Source organism: Ruegeria sp. YTSA072, assembly GCF_059610285.1.
This window is the reverse complement of the sequence record NZ_JBXWNI010000002.1, coordinates 172,746-188,859: the sequence shown is the minus strand read 5'-3', so window position 1 is coordinate 188,859 and position 16,114 is coordinate 172,746. Positions and strand designations below refer to the sequence as shown.

General features: G+C 57.5%; 14 protein-coding genes and 1 tRNA gene. 8 read left to right on the top strand and 7 right to left on the bottom strand.

The window, feature by feature from the left end; translation table 11 throughout:
• Positions 1-46 precede the first annotated feature (46 nt).
• The 6 genes from AC2FIB_RS05150 to AC2FIB_RS05125 form a co-directional block, all read right to left on the bottom strand.
• Positions 47-1,042, bottom strand: a complete 996-nt coding sequence (locus AC2FIB_RS05150) for an ABC transporter ATP-binding protein (protein ID WP_058275591.1) — start codon at positions 1,040-1,042, stop codon at positions 47-49.
• On the bottom strand, positions 1,039-2,073 hold the full coding sequence (locus AC2FIB_RS05145; RefSeq protein ID WP_496733983.1) for a Gfo/Idh/MocA family protein: 1,035 nt from the start codon (positions 2,071-2,073) through the stop codon (positions 1,039-1,041). Before AC2FIB_RS05145 ends, AC2FIB_RS05150 begins: the two co-directional genes overlap by 4 nt.
• A complete protein-coding gene (locus tag AC2FIB_RS05140; RefSeq protein WP_496733985.1) occupies positions 2,070-2,909 on the bottom strand; it encodes a carbohydrate ABC transporter permease in 840 nt (279 codons plus the stop codon). The genes AC2FIB_RS05145 and AC2FIB_RS05140 overlap by 4 nt, the downstream gene beginning before the upstream one ends.
• A gap of 10 nt (positions 2,910-2,919) precedes the next feature.
• On the bottom strand, positions 2,920-3,834 hold the full coding sequence (locus AC2FIB_RS05135) for a carbohydrate ABC transporter permease (RefSeq protein WP_058275594.1): 915 nt from the start codon (positions 3,832-3,834) through the stop codon (positions 2,920-2,922).
• A 72-nt stretch (positions 3,835-3,906) separates the two neighbouring features.
• On the bottom strand, positions 3,907-5,160 hold the full coding sequence (locus AC2FIB_RS05130; protein ID WP_496733986.1) for an ABC transporter substrate-binding protein: 1,254 nt from the start codon (positions 5,158-5,160) through the stop codon (positions 3,907-3,909).
• 25 nt (positions 5,161-5,185) lie between these two features.
• Positions 5,186-6,073 carry an N-acetylmuramic acid 6-phosphate etherase gene (locus AC2FIB_RS05125; RefSeq protein WP_496733988.1) on the bottom strand — a complete coding sequence of 296 codons (888 nt, stop codon included), beginning with the start codon at positions 6,071-6,073 and terminating at the stop codon, positions 5,186-5,188.
• 169 nt (positions 6,074-6,242) lie between these two features.
• Here AC2FIB_RS05125 and AC2FIB_RS05120 point away from each other — a divergent pair, with 169 nt between their 5' ends.
• The 8 genes from AC2FIB_RS05120 (at position 6,243) to AC2FIB_RS05085 (ending at position 15,174) form a co-directional block, all read left to right on the top strand.
• Positions 6,243-7,118: a glucosamine kinase nucleotide-binding domain-containing protein gene (locus AC2FIB_RS05120; RefSeq protein WP_496733990.1), complete on the top strand. Its 876-nt coding sequence runs from the start codon at positions 6,243-6,245 to the stop codon at positions 7,116-7,118.
• Positions 7,105-7,854 (top strand): GntR family transcriptional regulator, encoded by a 750-nt coding sequence (locus AC2FIB_RS05115; RefSeq protein WP_496724132.1) that lies wholly within the window; start codon positions 7,105-7,107, stop codon positions 7,852-7,854. The genes AC2FIB_RS05120 and AC2FIB_RS05115 overlap by 14 nt, the downstream gene beginning before the upstream one ends.
• A 19-nt stretch (positions 7,855-7,873) precedes the next feature.
• Positions 7,874-8,902, top strand: coding sequence for an SIS domain-containing protein (locus AC2FIB_RS05110; RefSeq protein ID WP_496733991.1), 1,029 nt, complete (start codon positions 7,874-7,876; stop codon positions 8,900-8,902).
• Positions 8,899-10,035: an N-acetylglucosamine-6-phosphate deacetylase gene (nagA, locus tag AC2FIB_RS05105; protein ID WP_496733993.1), complete on the top strand. Its 1,137-nt coding sequence runs from the start codon at positions 8,899-8,901 to the stop codon at positions 10,033-10,035. Before AC2FIB_RS05110 ends, nagA begins: the two co-directional genes overlap by 4 nt.
• Positions 10,036-10,171: 136 nt before the next feature.
• Positions 10,172-10,246, top strand: a tRNA-Gly gene (locus tag AC2FIB_RS05100).
• A gap of 127 nt (positions 10,247-10,373) precedes the next feature.
• The gene (locus tag AC2FIB_RS05095) at positions 10,374-12,194 is read left to right on the top strand and encodes an ABC transporter transmembrane domain-containing protein (RefSeq protein WP_496841787.1); all 1,821 of its coding nucleotides are present in this window, start codon (positions 10,374-10,376) and stop codon (positions 12,192-12,194) included.
• A 154-nt stretch (positions 12,195-12,348) separates the two neighbouring features.
• A complete protein-coding gene (locus AC2FIB_RS05090) occupies positions 12,349-14,238 on the top strand; it encodes an acyl-CoA synthetase (RefSeq protein ID WP_496841786.1) in 1,890 nt (629 codons plus the stop codon).
• A gap of 12 nt (positions 14,239-14,250) precedes the next feature.
• Complete coding sequence (locus AC2FIB_RS05085; RefSeq protein WP_496733997.1) at positions 14,251-15,174, top strand: alpha/beta hydrolase; 924 nt, start codon at positions 14,251-14,253, stop codon at positions 15,172-15,174.
• A gap of 4 nt (positions 15,175-15,178) precedes the next feature.
• On the opposite strand, the gene AC2FIB_RS05080 is transcribed toward AC2FIB_RS05085, so the two are convergent.
• Entirely contained in the window at positions 15,179-16,015 is an 837-nt protein-coding gene (locus AC2FIB_RS05080; protein WP_496733999.1) for an alkaline phosphatase family protein, read from the bottom strand.
• Positions 16,016-16,114: the final 99 nt, after the last annotated feature.

Sequence of the window (16,114 nt, the reverse complement as noted above, 5' to 3'; positions counted from 1 at the left end):
ATGTTGTTGTGACGATCAGGTTGTGTGATCCCAGCAGTATGCCGGTTTAAGCCAGCCGCTGCCCTGCTTCGTCAAAGCGATAGGCCTTCTCGGATGCATATCCGAATCGCAACTCCTGACCTTCGGCGATGGCATGCTGACCAAACAAACGGGCTGTGACGTCGTGGTCCTGAACTTTGGCTATCACATTGGTGTCCCCGCCCAACTTTTCCACATGGCTGACACGCGCGGCAAGCGGGCCGTCATCTGACAGGAACAGGTCCTCGGGGCGAATTCCGATCGTGTTCTGACCGCTTTCTTGAACTAACGCTTCAGGCAGGAAGTTCATAGAAGGGGAGCCCAGGAACCCGGCGACGAACTGATTTGCGGGGTTGTTGTACAGCTCCATCGGGCTACCGATCTGCTCAACCCGACCATCGCGCAGAACAACGATCTTGTCGGCCAGCGTCATCGCTTCGGTCTGATCATGGGTCACATAGATCATCGATGCATCCAAAGCACGGTGCAGATTGGCGATCTCGATCCGAGTGTTCATCCGCAGGGCGGCGTCCAGATTGGACAGGGGCTCATCAAACAGGAACAGTTTAGGTTCACGCACAATGGCGCGCCCGATGGCGACACGCTGGCGCTGGCCACCTGACAGCTCGGACGGGTAACGGTCCAAATAGGGTTCAAGGTTCAGCATCCGGCTGGCCTTGGCGACACGGCCTTCGATTTCCGATTTGGGCTGCTTTTCCTGCTTCAGTGCAAGGGTCATGTTGCCCCGAACGCTGAGGTGGGGATAGAGCGCATAGCTTTGGAAAACCATCGCGATCCCGCGCTTGGATGGCGGTACCAGATTGACCTGCTGCCCGCCAATGTTGATCTCACCAGACGATGCATCTTCGAGCCCCGCAATCACCCGCAGCAAGGTGGACTTGCCGCAGCCCGACGGGCCGACAAAGACGACGAATTCGCCTTCTTCGACCTCAAGCGTGATGTCTTTCAGAACATGTACGTTGCCAAAGGACTTGTTCACATTGTTCAGCGTCAGGGCGGTCATGATGCGGGCTCCTCAAGGGAAACGGGCTGGCCGGTTCGGATACTTTGATCCGCAGCCAGACAAATGGCGAGCGATTGGACGGCGTCATTCATATGACGGGTCAGGTCGATATCTTCGGCGATGGCGCGCAGCATATAAGCCTGCTCGGCATCACAAAGTTCTTGATGGCCGGGTTCGTCCGGCATCTCGATGGTGTGGTCGCCTTGCGGTGTATGGACCAGCAAGCCGCCGACTTTGGTATGGCCGTCGATGTCGGCAGACGCACCCTTGTTCCCATCGGTAATCGAAACGGACCCGTTGGGCGACACGATATCTTTCACAAAGAACGCGGTTTCCGACATCATCGGGCCCCATCCGGCCTCGTACCAGCCGACCGAGCCGTCGTCGAAGACCACCTGAAACTGGCCGTAATTGTATATGTCCGGTGCGATTTCATCCGACAGGCGCAGGCCCATACCATGCACCCGGACGGGCAGCGCGTCGGTGATCTGGCACATCACGTCGACATAGTGCACGCCGCAATCGACAATGGGGGAAGTGGTCTGCATCAATGCCTTATGCGTTTCCCATTCCGCGCCCGACGACTGCTGGTTCAGGTTCAACCGGAACACATAGGGCCCGCCAAGATTGCGCGCCTCATCGATCAGCCGCATCCAAGAGGGGTGATGGCGCAGGATATATCCAACCACCAGCTTACGATTCAGCCGGGTTGCTGTTTCGACCACACGCCGGGCGTCGGCGACATTAGTGGCCAGCGGTTTTTCAACAAACACATGTGCGCCAGCCTCCATCGCCGCGCAGGCATAATCTGCGTGGCTATCAGAGTAGGTGGCGACCACGACCAAGTCGGGTTTCGTTTCAGCCAGCGCCGCTGCGAAGTCCGAATATGCCGGATAACCTGCAAGGTCTGGGTGATCCACACGGCCAGACCGGTTCACCAAACCTACGATCTGCGCGTCGGGGTGGTGATGGTGCGCCAGCGCGTGGCTCAAACCCATATTACCAAGGCCTGCAATCAGTACGCGGGTCATTTGACTGCTCCGGATGTGATGCCGCGGATCAGCTGGCGCGAGAAGATGACATACAGGACAAGCACCGGCAGGATTGCCATCGACAGGGCCGAAAGGACCGCGTTCCAGTCCGTCACGAACTGTCCGATGAACACTTGGCTGCCCAGCGTTAATGTCTTGGTCTCTTCAGCCGGAGCGAGGATCAGCGGGAACCAAAGGTCGTTCCAGATCGGGATCATGTTGAACACGGCCACGGTCGCCATCGCGGGCCTGACCAGAGGCAGAACAAGGCGGAAGAATATCGTGTATTCAGATAGTCCGTCGATACGCCCGGCATTCTTCAGGTCATCGCTGACTTGTCGCATGAATTCGGACAGGATGAATACGGCCAATGGTAATCCCTGGGCCGTGTATACAAGGATCAGCGCCCAGAGCGAGTTTACCAGCCCGGTCGCCACCATCATCTCAAGGATCGCCACGGTGCCGATACGAATGGGGATCATGATCCCCAGCGCCAGATACAGCCCCATGATCAGGTTGCCCTTGAACTTGTATTCCGACAACGCATAGGCGGCCATCGCGCCGAACAACAGGATGAAGGACAGCGATGCCACGGTGACAATCATCGAGTTTTGGAAATACAGGAAGAAATCCCCCTGCTTCATCACTGTCTCATAGCCAATCATCGAGAAGCTGTCGGCATTGGGCAGAGCCAATGGTTCGCGAAAGATCGCGCGGCGGGATTTGAAGCTGTTGATCAGGATCACAAAGACCGGAAACAGTGCGATCAGTGTGTACAGGATCAGCGCGCCGTGCATCGCGACCATGTTGAGGGGGTTATGACGTGCTTTGTTCATCGCGTGGCCCTCACAATTGATACCGGCGCATCCGGGTCTGGATGCCGAACAGGTAGATACAGACACCCACAAGGATGATGGCGAACATCGCCCCGGCGATAGCCGAACCCATATGCGGGTCACCCAATTGAAGTTGGAAGCCAAAGAATGTGCGGTACATGAAGGTACCAAGAATATCGGTCGAGAAGTCCGGTCCTGCCAGCGCGCCTTGTGACGCGTAGATCAGATCGAATGCGTTGAAATTCCCCACGAAGGTCAGGATCGAGATGATCCCGATCGAGGGTAGGATCAGCGGCAGTTTGATCTTCCAGAAGGCCGCGGTTCCGGTGATTCCGTCGATCTCTCCGGCCTCAAGAATTTCTTCGGGAATGGTCAAAAGCGCGGCGTAGATCAACATCATCGGGATGCCGACAAACTGCCAGACCGAGATCAAGGCCAGCGTGGTCAGCGCGTACTCTTCTTTCCCCAGCCAGGGCGCAAACAGCGACTTGAGCCCGACAGCATCCAGCATTGACGGCGCAATGCCCCAGATCGGCGAGAGGATCAGTTTCCACGCGAACCCGACGATCACAAAGCTCAGGATCGTGGGAATGAAGATTGCCGACCGGTACAGCGCGGCAAACCGCAGGCGCGGGTGGCTGAGCAGGGCAGCCAGAGCAATCCCAATTGGGTTTTGAACCAGCATGTGGATCAGGAAGAACCAGAAGTTGTTGCCTAAAGCATTCCAAAACTGTTCCGACCAGATCGGATCAAAGAACAGAGTTTGAAAGTTCTGCAATCCAACGAAAACGCGGCTTTGGTCAATCTCAGTATAGAGCGCCAGACGCAGCGTGTTGAACAGCGGGAAGATCATCACCGCCGTGTAAACAAGAACGGCCGGTGCAAGAAACACAAGGATATGCCAGCGGAAGCGGGGGCGGTTCATGGGATTGCTTTCAAAGGAGTGTCGGGGATACCCGGGCGATCACTAGCGCCCGGGTATATGTCAGATCAGGGCTTACTGGTGCGGAGTGTACCAGGAGGACAGACCTTTTTGCAGGTCTGCGCCCAGTTCTTCGGGGCTGTTGGCGCCCTTGATGGCGGCAACGGATGCGCCCCAAGTCTCGTTCTCAAGGTTCGGCGTGCCGCGCGACAGGATCTGATATGTTGAACGGATGGTCGATTCACACTCGTCGCGCCATCCGACGAACTCCTTGGCCAACGGATCTGCCAGCTCGACCGGAATGTTGGACAGCGGGAAGAAACCCGGGACGGCGTTGCCAAAGATTTCGGCAAACTCGGGGCTTGCGACCCATGCGAGGAAGGTCTCAGCGGCCTCGGGGTGCTCGGAAGCAGCGTTCATGCCGATGCCGATATCCGTGTGGTCAGAGATATAGCAGGTGTCGCCTGCGTTTTGGACTGGCGGCTTGAATGCGCCCATTTCAAAGTCGGCTTGTGTGTTGAAGCCAGCGATTTCCCACGATCCGGCAGGGTAGATAGCGGCCCGGCCCAGAGTGAAGATGTTCTGGCTGTCGGGATAGGTCTGCGCCTCGTACCCGTCACCAAGATACTGTCCCCAACGTGCCAACGTTGCGTAGGGGGCGGTCCAGGCTTCGTCCGTCAGTTTCTGTTCGCCTGCGATCAGAGCCTGGCGACCTTCTTCACCTTTCCAATAGTTCGGGCCGATGTTGTTGTAGCCCATTGTGGCGGCTTCCCACTGATCGTTGGTGCCCATCGCCATTGGGATGTAAGTGCCGTCTTCCTTGATCTTGTCGAGGGCAGCAAAGAACTGGTCTTCGGTGGTCGGCACTTCAATGCCAAGCTCGGCAAACGCATCTTTGTTGTAGATGAAGCCGTGGATCACCGACGCCATCGGAACGCAGAAACTGGCCGAGCCGTCATCCGTCTGCCATGCCGATTTTGCCACGTCCGAGAAGTTGCTCATAGCGTCGACCGAGGACAGATCGGTCAGGTGCCCGGCCTCATAAAGTGCCAGCGACGCATCAAACGGACGGCACGTGATAAGATCACCGGCCGAACCTGCATCCAGTTTCGAGTTCAGCACAGCGTTGTATTCCGCCGGAGCTGACGGGGTGAACTGCAGTTTGATCCCAGGGTGTTTGGCTTCGAAGGCCGGGATGATCTGCTCCTGCCACAAGGTCAGGTCGTCATTGCGCCAGCTTTCGATGATCAGCGTGACGTCCTCGGCATAGGCGCTTGAAGCCATCAGGGTCGTGCCCAGTAAGGCCAGTTTCAGGCTGTTGCGTTTCATTCGTGTTCTCCCAGTTGGTTAGCAGTTATTTATCTTGTTCCAGTGCGGATTTCAGAACCCCGTTGCTTGCGTTAAGAACAGCAGAGGCATCCTTGGGTGATATGCCACGTGCAGCGATTAGCACCGCCGGCTTCACGTCTCCGTTCGCGGCGTCCAGCGCGAGTTTTGCTTTTTCCGTATCAACATTGGCGATCCGCGCGACGATCCCCGTCGCCCGCGCGCGCAACTTGTCGTTGTCGGCGCGCAGGTTGACCATCATGCCGCCGTGAACATGGCCAAGTTGCAGTGCCATAAGTGACGACAGCATGTTCAGAGCGATTTTTTGAGCTGTTCCGGCACCCATACGCGTCGAACCCGAGATCAATTCCGGCGGCGTCGCCAAAAGAATTGGGATATCTGCGCTTTCCAGCAAAGGGCTGTCTGCGTTATTGGCAATTCCGATAACGGTTGCGCCAAATGACTGTGCGATATTGCTGGCGGTCAGGGTGTATGGCGTCGATCCGCTTGCGGACACTGCGATGATTGTATCCGTCGGTTGCAATGTCGAAAGCGCGTCTGCTAACCCGTCGGCTTCGTCTTCTGCGCCTCCGGGCATTTCGACACCGGTCGGCAGGCCGCCTGCCATATGTATACGGAGCTGGTTCGCGGGGATTGAAAAGGTGCCGCCCAGCTCTTGCGCGTCGGCAGCAGCCATCAGCCCGGATGAGCCAGCCGCCACATAGTGTAAAACGCCGCCCGCGCGGATGGTCTGCGCCATGGCGTTGCCGCCCCGCGCGATCGCGTCCAATGCGCCCCGTGCCGAGGTCGCGGCTTCAATCTGCCCCTCAACCAGCGCCCGAGCAGAGGCGACAGGGTCTTGTGGGTCCAGCTTGATGGCGTCTGGATGCAGTTGTTCGGTCGGCGGCAGCGTCAAAAGAATCCCCCTTTGCGGTTCCCAATACAATACCTATTCAATACCACTTGTCTATAATTTTATTTTTTCGGCTGAAATCAACGTATTCTGTATTAAAACAGAGAAAAGCTGCAGAAATCGGTCTATTTTGGCCTTCCTAAATTCAAATAGGTATTATAATGGTATTGTCATGACTGAGTCTCTGAGCAACGCTGTACTGGCCATAGATGGTGGCGGAACCCGATGCAGGGTTGCATGTGAAGTCGCTGGTATTGTCCATTCTGTTGAGACCGGGGCTGCCAATGTCTCGACAGATTTCGATGCGTCCGTCCAGCAGATGAAATCGGGGATTACGCAGATTGCGCAAACGCTTGCTGTAGATGTTCAGGACCTGACCCAGTTGCCCGCCTTTGTCGGATTGGCTGGCGTCACAGATGACCATATTGCCAGTCGCGTGCAGAGCGCGCTGGGCCTAACGCGGGCGCGCGTTTCAGATGACCGACCCGCCGCGCTTCGCGGTGCGCTTGGGTCTCAGGATGGACTGATCGCGCATTGTGGTACGGGGTCGTTTGTTGCTTCGCAGAAGGATCGGGTGATGCGGTTTGCAGGGGGCTGGGGGCCGATATTGGGGGATGAAGCGTCCGCGCAATGGGTTGGTCGTTTTGCATTGGCAGAAGCATTGAATTCCGTGGATGGCGTTCAGGCCTCTAGCGATCTGACACAGCAGTTGCTGAACGAACTTCGCGGTGCCGCCGGAATAGTCGAGTTTGCCGGACGGGCGACGCCGACAGAGTTCGGCGCGTTGGCCCCGATGGTTACCACTGCAGCAGTGTCCGGAGACGAGGTCGCCAAAAAAATTATGCAGGCCGGTGCTACTTACATTGCCGATTTGGCGGCACGTCTCGGATGGCAGCCAGAAGTCGCGATCTGCCTGACCGGCGGCATCTCTCCGCATTATGCGGACTATCTGCCTGCTGCCATGCAGTCAGAGATACGCCCTCCATCGGGCGAGCCGTTGACCGGGGCGTTGGCTTTGGCGAAGGAGGTCTCGCATGAGTATTGCTGAATTCCTGCGCTCTGATCTTTGGCTGACCCCTGAAAATGGCCCCCGCTACGTGCAATTGCGGCGCAGGTTGCAAGAGGGGATCGATACGGGCGTCCTTGCGCCGAACTCATCGCTGCCATCGGAGCGGGAACTGGTTGAAATCACAGAACTATCCCGCGTGACCGTGCGCAAGGCGATTCAGGAGCTGGTGCAGGAAGGTGTGATCGAGCAGCGCCAAGGGTCTGGGTCCTTCATTCGGGAACGTGTTCAAAGGGTTGAACAATCGCTGAAACACCTGACCTCGTTCACCGAAGATATGTCGAGCCGAGGAATGGAGACGACCTCAAAGTGGTTGGAGCGCGGAGTATTTGCGCCAACCCCGGAAGAGGTCACTGCGCTGAATCTGTCAGAGGGTGAGCAGATATCTCGTATTTACCGCTTGCGCGAGGCGGACGGGCGTCCGTTGGCGCTGGAACGTGCTGCGCTGCCGTTGGATATCCTGCCGAACCCAATCGAAGTCACCACGTCTCTGTACGAAGTTCTTGAAGGTCTGGGGCGCCGCCCGGTGCGCGCGGTGCAAAAGATATCAGCTCTCAATCTTGCTGCGCGAGAGGCAGACCTGCTGGAGGTGCCCGAAGGTGCGGCGGGGCTGAACATCGAGCGTATCTCATTTTTGAAAAACGGGCGGGTCGCAGAGATGACGCGGTCGCTCTATCGCGGCGACGCTTATGACTTTGTCGCTGAATTGCGCCTATAGCCGGAAGGACCGGGATCAAATGTCCGAAAAGAACTCGAAAATGCGTCAGGAAATCCTGGAAATCCCTGATGCCGTCGACAGATTGCTCAGCACGGGGGCAGACAATATCCGAGCAGCTGCGCAAAGAGTAAGGGATACGGATCCGCGGTTTTTGATCTCGGTCGCGCGGGGATCATCCGATCATGCCTGCAGCTATTTGAAATACGCCAGCGAACTGCTTTTGGGGTTGCCGGTTGCCTCAGTAGGGCCGTCCGTCAGTTCAATTTACGGGGTGGACCTTAGCGCAAAAGGATCTGTCTGCCTGTCCATCTCACAATCCGGCCAAAGCCCGGATATCGTTGGCCTCACAGGGTCTTTGCGAAACTCTGGCGCACTGACAATTGCGGTGACCAACAACTCGGAATCGCGCCTGGCCGAAGTGGCGGATGCGGTTCTACCACTGCACGCGGGACCAGAGCTGAGCGTCGCAGCAACCAAGACATTTGTGACTTCGTTGGTGTCCGGTCTATGGCTTCTGGCCGAGGTCAAAGAGGATGCTGAATTGATCGGGGCGATCCAATCCTTGCCCGAATACCTAGCGCGAGCGGCCCAATGCGATTGGTCGGCTGCAGCCGAAACAATCACCGGGCGGTCTTTGTTTACGCTTGGTCGGGGGCCTTCTTATGCGATCTCTGACGAAGCTGCGTTGAAAATCAAGGAGACCTGCCAAATCCATGCCGAAAGCTATTCAGCGGCCGAAGTACTGCATGGCCCGGTGTCGATTGTCGAAGAAGGGTTTCCGGTGATTTCGTTCGCGGCCAATGATGCAGCCGAACAGGCGACTGCCGATGCGGCTGATGCCTTGGCCGAAAAAGGTGCTGCGGTTTTTGCGACGACCACCAAAGTAACACGCGCGCAGGCTCTGCCGGTAGTTCGAACGGATCATTGGATCACCGACCCAATAACGGCGATTACGTCTTTTTACAGCATGGTAGAGGCCGTCGCCAGTGCACGGGGGATCGACCCGGACGCACCGCGACACCTTAAGAAAGTGACCGAAACGGTATGACAGAACGCAAGGTGATCTTTCGAAACGGGCCAATCTTTGACGGCAGCCGATTGTTACACGACCACGCGCTTGTTTTTCGTGAGGGGCGTTCGGGGGAAGTTTTGCCCGACGCCGAGGTCGCCCAGGAAAAGGACGTTGTCGATCTGAACGGCGACATACTCAGCCCCGGTTTTGTGGATCTGCAGGTCAATGGCGGCGATGGCGTTATGTTCAACGATAATCCGTCGGTCGAAACGATCCGCAGAATTGCCGGTGCCCATCGCCGATTGGGTGTGATTTCGCTGCTGCCCACTCTGATCACCGACGAACCCGCCAAAACCCGTGCAGCAATAGATGCGACGATCGACGCGGTACGTGCACAGGTGCCGGGCGTTACCGGATTGCATTTGGAAGGACCGCATTTGTCGGTCGCGCGGAAAGGGGCGCACGACGGTAATTTGATACGGCCGATGGAACGATCGGATCTGGACACGCTGATAGAAGCGGCTAGTGCACTTCCTTGCCTCAAGGTAACTGTCGCGCCGGAGGGTGTTTCCGAGCAGCAGGTCCGCGCCATGAGCGACGCTGGCATCCTTGTCTCGCTCGGGCACAGCAATGCAAATTTTGCGACCTGCCAGAGCTATACCGCCGCCGGTGCGCGTTGCGTAACCCATCTGTTCAATGCGATGAGCCAGCTGTGCAATCGTGAACCCGGCCTCGTCGGCGCGGCGCTGGCCAGCGGAACGCTGTCTGCAGGGCTAATTGCCGACGGTGTCCATGTGCACCCCGCCGCGATGCGCGCAGCCTGGGTTGCGAAAACTGCGCCGGGTCAAATCTTTCTGGTGAGCGATGCGATGGCTGTGGCGGGTACTGATCAAACGGAATTCACCCTTGAAGGCCGCAAAATCACGCGAACCGACGGCAGGTTGACACTGGCGGACGGAACGCTGGCCGGCGCGGACCTGGACCTGACGACCGCCGTTGGTGTGCTGGTCAACCAAGTCGGCGTGCCGTTGCAGGACGCATTGGCCGCGGCCACTTCCTATCCGGCTCAGCTAATCGGGTTGGCCACGCCAACGGTCTTAGAATACGGTTCGGTGATCCGGATATCTGCCGATTTCAGCCGTTGCGAATGGCTGCCCGCGCAATCTTGAGTTTGTCTTTAACTGCCAGAACGACTGTCTGCGGGATGCGGTATACCGCCTGTCAATTTTTGTCGACGAATTTGAAATCTGACTTCGAACGGCGCTTGACGACATCTGACGCATCGCTTAAACCGACCAGCGCTGAGCGGGCGTCGTATACTGGCTATTACCTCAGCCTTCCAAGCTGATGAAGCGGGTTCGATTCCCGCCGCCCGCTCCAAATCAGCCCTTAAATTCTGCGTCAAATGGCCCTTTTATGTGGGGTCAGATATTGTGGTTCTTGACCCGGCTTGCCGTGGCCGCCAAGAAGCGAACACTTAAGTGCGAAAAAGACGTAAGGGCCAATTATGGCGAACTCTGCCTCAGCCACGCCTAAGGGCAAACCTGCACCCGGTGCCACGGAAGAGCGTGCCGGATCGCGGAAGATAGGCGTTCTGTCGTCTCTTTGGCCATTTATGAAGCCGTATCGGGCCCTGATGACGGGTGCGGTTCTGGCACTGGTGTTGACAGCCAGCATGACGCTGACCTTGCCGCTTGCGGTGCGTCGCGTCGTCGATAATTTCCGAATTGAAGATGGCGAGCTGCTAGATTGGTACTTTCTGGCTGCGCTGGGCATTGCCGCGATTTTGGCGGTGGGAACAGGCATACGTTATGCGCTGGTGACCCGGTTGGGTGAGCGCGTCGTGGCCGATATCCGCAAGGCCGTGTTTAACCGCGTTATCGGGATGAGCCCCGAGTTCTATGAACGGGTCATGACCGGAGAGGTTCTCAGCCGTATCACCACGGACACGACCCTGATTCAGTCTGTGCTGGGATCGTCCGTATCCATTGCCTTGCGCAATATGCTTTTGTTCGCGGGTGGTTTGGTTCTGATGCTGCTGACCTCGGCCAAGCTAACGGGTTTGGTGCTTTTGCTGATCCCGGTTGTGGTGGTGCCGATACTTGTTCTGGGGCGTCGTTTGCGGGTCCTCAGCCGCGAAAATCAGGACTGGATCGCGGCCTCTTCGGGTAACGCGGGAGAGGCACTGAGCGCGGTGCAAACCGTTCAGGCCTTTACGCATGAAAAAGCCAGCCGGAAGCAGTTCGGCGATATGACTGAAACCTCTTATGCGGTTTCTCTTCGGCGTATTCAAACGCGCGCTGTAATGACGGTAATCGTTATTTTCCTTGTATTTTCGGGCATCGTCGGCGTGCTGTGGATGGGGGCAAACGACGTTCGCAACGGCGTGATGACTGAAGGTGTTCTGATCCAGTTCGTGATCTACTCAATCATCATGGCCGGCTCTGTCGCCGCCCTCTCTGAGATTTGGAGCGAGCTGCAACGTGCAGCCGGCGCGACCGAGCGTCTGGTAGAATTGCTGAATGCGCAGGATACCGTGATTGATCCGGACAAGGCAGCGTCGCTGCCTACACCTGTTCGGGGCGAGATCCGTTTTGAGGATGTGATCTTCCACTATCCGGCCCGTCCGGATGTTGTGGCACTGGACCATCTGACCCTGTCGATCCAACCGGGTGAAACCGTGGCTTTCGTTGGTCCATCGGGTGCAGGCAAAACCACAGTGATTCAAATGATCCAGCGGTTCTACGATCCGGACGCAGGTCACGTCAGCCTGGATGGCGTTGACCTGCGTGACCTCGACCGATCCGATTTCCGGCAGCACATGGCATTGGTGCCCCAGGACCCGATCATCTTTGCAGCCTCGGCCCGCGAGAATATCCGGTTCGGGCGTCTGAACGCCTCGGATGCCGAGGTCGAGGCCGCCGCGCGTGCAGCTGCGGCACATGAGTTCATCTCGAATCTGCCCGAAGGCTATGACAGCTTTGTCGGGGAGCGCGGCGTTATGCTGTCGGGCGGTCAGAAACAGCGGATCGCGATTGCCCGCGCCATCTTGCGTGATGCTCCGGTTCTGCTGCTGGACGAGGCGACTTCGGCATTGGATGCCGAAAGCGAACGCGCGGTTCAGGGCGCGGTTGACCAGATGCGCGCCGGGCGCACCACACTGATCGTGGCCCACCGTCTGGCGACGGTCAAAAAGGCGGATCGGATCGTTGTGATGGAAGCCGGTCAGATCGTGGCCCAAGGCACGCACGAGGATCTGGTCGTTCAGGATGGCTTGTATGCCCGTCTGGCGCGCCTGCAATTCACCGACGGAGTTGCGGCAGAATAGCCTGACGTTGGGGAAGTTAGTTTTACGCCGCTGCGTAATTCTACAAATTTGGGCGTGGCCCCTCTAACCCGTCGCTTGCACCTGCGGGGTTTTGCTTCCATCTTGTTTTGGAAAAAACCGCGCAAGACGCGGGAGAAAAACAGGGAGGAGTCACATGGCCTTTGTGGGTTTGGAAGACAAGGCGAGAATGGAGCAGGAAATGCCGTGGGAGGATCGGGATGTTCCGGTCACTTTCCACCAGTTGCTGTCACGCACGGCAGGCAAATTTCCGAACAGTAGTGCTGTAAGCTTTCAGCTCATGTCTGGCCCGACAGACAAGGCCGAGACGCTGACGTGGTCGCAACTGTTGGGCAAAGTCAATCAGGCGGCAAACCTGTTCCGGTCTTTGGGCGTCGGTGAGAAAGACGTGGTGGCCTATGTGCTGCCCAACTGTAACGAAACGCTGGTCACCATGATGGGCGGTGCGGTCGCAGGGATCGTGAACCCGATCAACCCGCTGCTAGAGCCTGAGCAGATCGCAGCAATCCTGCGCGAAACCGGTGCCAAAGTGGTTGTGACCCTGAAATCCTTCCCCAAGACGGATGTGGCGCAGAAAGTCGAAGAGGCGGTGCGCCATGCGCCCAACGTCAAGACCATTCTTGAGATTGACCTCAACCGTTATCTGACGCCGCCGAAATCCTGGCTGGTGCCGTTCCTGCGTCCCAAAATGGGCGACAAGGAAAAATTGGCGCATGCGGACTATAAGAACTTCAACAAGGAACTGTCCAAGCAACCTACGACACTGACCTTTGAAGACAGCAAGGAAGATCGCGTTGCCTGCTATTTCCACACTGGCGGCACGACCGGTATGCCGAAGGTCGCACAGCACAAATACTCGGGCCTGATCTACAACGGTTGGCTTGGGAACACGCTGCTGTTTTCCGAAGAAGACGTGATCATGTGCCCGCTGCCCATGTTCCACGTTTTTGCCGTGCATGTGATCATGATGGCTGCCGTCTCATCCGGCGCGCATGTGGTTTTCCCGACGCCTGCTGGATATCGCGGCGACGGCGTGTTCGACAATTTCTGGAAACTGATCGAACGCTGGAAAGTGACGTTCATCATCACCGTCCCAACTGCAATTGCCGCGAAAATGCAGCGCCCAGTGGATGCGGACATCTCAAGCGTGAAAACGGCATTTTCGGGCTCAGCGCCTCTGCCGGTCGAATTGTTCCGACGCTTTGAAGAGGCAACCGGCGTGACCATCGTGGAAGGCTATGGTCTGACCGAAGCCACCTGTCTGGTGTCCTGCAACCCGGTGGACGGGGAAAAGAAGATCGGCTCGATCGGTATTCCGTTCCCTTATACGGATGTGAAAATCCTGCAGGATGGTCCGGACGGACCAAAGGAATGCGCCGCAGATGAAATTGGTGAGATCTGCATTTCGAATCCGGGCGTTTTCGCCGGTAACACCTATACCGAGGCGGACAAGAACGTAGATCTGTACCACTTCGACAAGTACTTGCGCACAGGTGATCTGGGACGCTTTGACGGAGATGGCTACCTTTGGATCACAGGTCGTGCCAAGGACCTGATCATTCGCGGCGGTCACAACATTGACCCGGCCGAGATCGAAGAAGCTCTGCTGGGGCACGATGCTGTCGCGTTTGCCGGTGCCATCGGGCAGCCTGACGCCTATTCGGGCGAGGTGCCTTGCGCGTTTGTCGAACTGGTTGATGGGGCCTCGGTCACCGAGAAAGAGCTGATGGAGTATTGCAATGTGCATGTCCATGAACGCGCGGCACAACCCAAGCACATGACCATTCTGGACGAGCTGCCCAAAACTGCCGTCGGTAAGGTCTTTAAGCCTGAGCTCCGCAAACAGGCGATCACGCGTATCTATAACGGCGCGTTGGAAGAGGCTGGTCTTGAGGCACGGGTCATTTCGGTCATCGACGATAAGAAACGTGGACTCGTTGCGCAGCTTGACGCGAAGGGTTCCGCAGAGGACGATGTCAGCAAAGTGCTGGGATCGTTCACCCGGCCGTGGGAGTGGGCTGCCTGACCGGGAGGAAACATGGATTATGAACGTCTGATTGATGAAGAGACTTGGGCGTTCATAAAACGAACGGCTGAAAGCTATCCGGATGATGCGGTCGACCTTACGATCGAGGATCAGCGCCGGGTCTACGACACGATGTGTCGCGACTTTCGCCAACCCCGCCCACAAGGGGTCGAAACACAGAACAGGCAGGCCGATGGTGTGCCTGTCCGCGTTTACAATGCAGGTCACCCGACACGAACCGTCATCTATTTTCATGGTGGCGGTTTTGTTGTTGGCGGATTGGACAGCCACGACGACGTCTGCGCCGAGATTTGCGCGCAAACCGGGTATCGGGTCGTGGCCGTCGACTATCGCCTGTGCCCCGAACACGTACATCCTGCGCAGTTTCAGGACGGCTGGACCGCTACGAACTGGGCCGTGCAGGAATTTGGCGATCCTATTGTCCTTGCGGGTGACAGTGCCGGTGGCAATCTGGCGGCAGCGGTCGCCCAATATGGGCGAGGGCGGTTGGAGAATGTGCTGGGGCAGGTGCTGATCTACCCAGGTTTGGGCGGCGACAGCGCGAACGGGTCGTATATCGAACACGCCTATGCGCCGCTTTTGACGCTGGATGAGATCGTTTTCTACGAAAAGGTACGTTGCGGTGGCACTGTCCCGCAAGATGATCCGACCTTCGCGCCGCTTAACGACACAGATTTCTCGGGTCTTCCGCCGACCGTGGTGGTGACTGCAGATTGTGATCCGCTGCGGGATGATGGCGCCGCTTATTGCGACAAGATTTCCGCCGCCGGAGGGCAGGCGCATTGGATCAACGAGCCGGGCCTCGTTCACGGATATCTGCGCGCGCGGACAAGTGTGAAGCGCGCGGCTGACAGCTTTGAACGGATCTCAGTTGCGATTGAGGCGCTGGGCCAGCAGATCTGGCCCTACGATTAATCCGTTACTTCAGGAAAGACTGTGCCTTCATCGTTTCGGCAATGGGCGCACCCATGCGGTTCAGGATCGTGGGCGCCAGCTGTAGCTGGTCGATCACCGTGTCGACCTCGGGGCCTTCGGCGTCGCCAAAGTAATACAACGCGGTTTCCTGTTGCAGCGGGCTGCGCCCGCCGTGGTGTCCCCGCTCATCCTGTCCGTGATCAGCGGTAACAATCACGTCGTACCCCAGTTGCCGCCAACGCGGGATGAAAGGTGCCAACATCTCGTCAGCTACGAAGCAAGCGTGGTCCATCTCTTCGCAATCGTGGTAAAAACGGTGCCCCATACTGTCCAATGTGCAGGCATGCAGCAGGCCGTAGTCCAGCCCATGACGCAGGCACAGATTGGTCAGAGTGGCATAGAGATCAACGTCGGACGGGGTCATCTGATTGGCTTTGCCATAGCCTGTCATGGAGTGAAAGCGGCCGTGGTTGATCGTTTTGCTCTCAGGCTCATCATATTCGATGTCGCGGACGTAATCGAACGGGTGGCGGTTGAAGAACTGCGACCAATAGCTGTGGGTGACAGCGCCGGTTACGCCACCAGCCTCTCGTACCTGGCTGAAAACGTCCTTGTGGCTCAGGCGGAAGACATTGCCGTTGCCGGTACAGCCGTGTTCCTGCGGTGTCACACCAGTATGGATCGAGGCATAGCAGCTGGCGGATGTGGACGGCAGAACAGCGCGTAGCTTCCAGACCCGCGCCTCACCGCTGTCGACCCAACCTTCAAGGTTACCGAACAACCGTCGAAAATTGCGCCACGGAACACCGTCCAGGATGATGAGGAGTAGTTTGCGATCCATGTCTTTGGCCTTTTGACTAAATATTTCTGGCGACCCTAGGGGATTCGCGATCAGGGGTCTGCCCGTTCACGCCTCCCATAGCAAAATCCCGACACCTGT

Excerpts from the sequence above, each read along its gene's own strand:
- AC2FIB_RS05150 (WP_058275591.1), bottom strand. The coding sequence starts at position 1,042 with ATGACCGCCCTGACGCTGAACAATGTGAACAAGTCCTTTGGCAACGTA.
- AC2FIB_RS05145 (WP_496733983.1), bottom strand. The coding sequence starts at position 2,073 with ATGACCCGCGTACTGATTGCAGGCCTTGGTAATATGGGTTTGAGCCAC.
- AC2FIB_RS05140 (WP_496733985.1), bottom strand. The coding sequence starts at position 2,909 with ATGAACAAAGCACGTCATAACCCCCTCAACATGGTCGCGATGCACGGC.
- AC2FIB_RS05135 (WP_058275594.1), bottom strand. The coding sequence starts at position 3,834 with ATGAACCGCCCCCGCTTCCGCTGGCATATCCTTGTGTTTCTTGCACCG.
- AC2FIB_RS05130 (WP_496733986.1), bottom strand. The coding sequence starts at position 5,160 with ATGAAACGCAACAGCCTGAAACTGGCCTTACTGGGCACGACCCTGATG.
- AC2FIB_RS05120 (WP_496733990.1), top strand. The coding sequence starts at position 6,243 with ATGACTGAGTCTCTGAGCAACGCTGTACTGGCCATAGATGGTGGCGGA.
- AC2FIB_RS05115 (WP_496724132.1), top strand. The coding sequence starts at position 7,105 with ATGAGTATTGCTGAATTCCTGCGCTCTGATCTTTGGCTGACCCCTGAA.
- AC2FIB_RS05110 (WP_496733991.1), top strand. The coding sequence starts at position 7,874 with ATGTCCGAAAAGAACTCGAAAATGCGTCAGGAAATCCTGGAAATCCCT.
- nagA (WP_496733993.1), top strand. The coding sequence starts at position 8,899 with ATGACAGAACGCAAGGTGATCTTTCGAAACGGGCCAATCTTTGACGGC.
- AC2FIB_RS05095 (WP_496841787.1), top strand. The coding sequence starts at position 10,374 with ATGGCGAACTCTGCCTCAGCCACGCCTAAGGGCAAACCTGCACCCGGT.
- AC2FIB_RS05090 (WP_496841786.1), top strand. The coding sequence starts at position 12,349 with ATGGCCTTTGTGGGTTTGGAAGACAAGGCGAGAATGGAGCAGGAAATG.
- AC2FIB_RS05085 (WP_496733997.1), top strand. The coding sequence starts at position 14,251 with ATGGATTATGAACGTCTGATTGATGAAGAGACTTGGGCGTTCATAAAA.
- AC2FIB_RS05080 (WP_496733999.1), bottom strand. The coding sequence starts at position 16,015 with ATGGATCGCAAACTACTCCTCATCATCCTGGACGGTGTTCCGTGGCGC.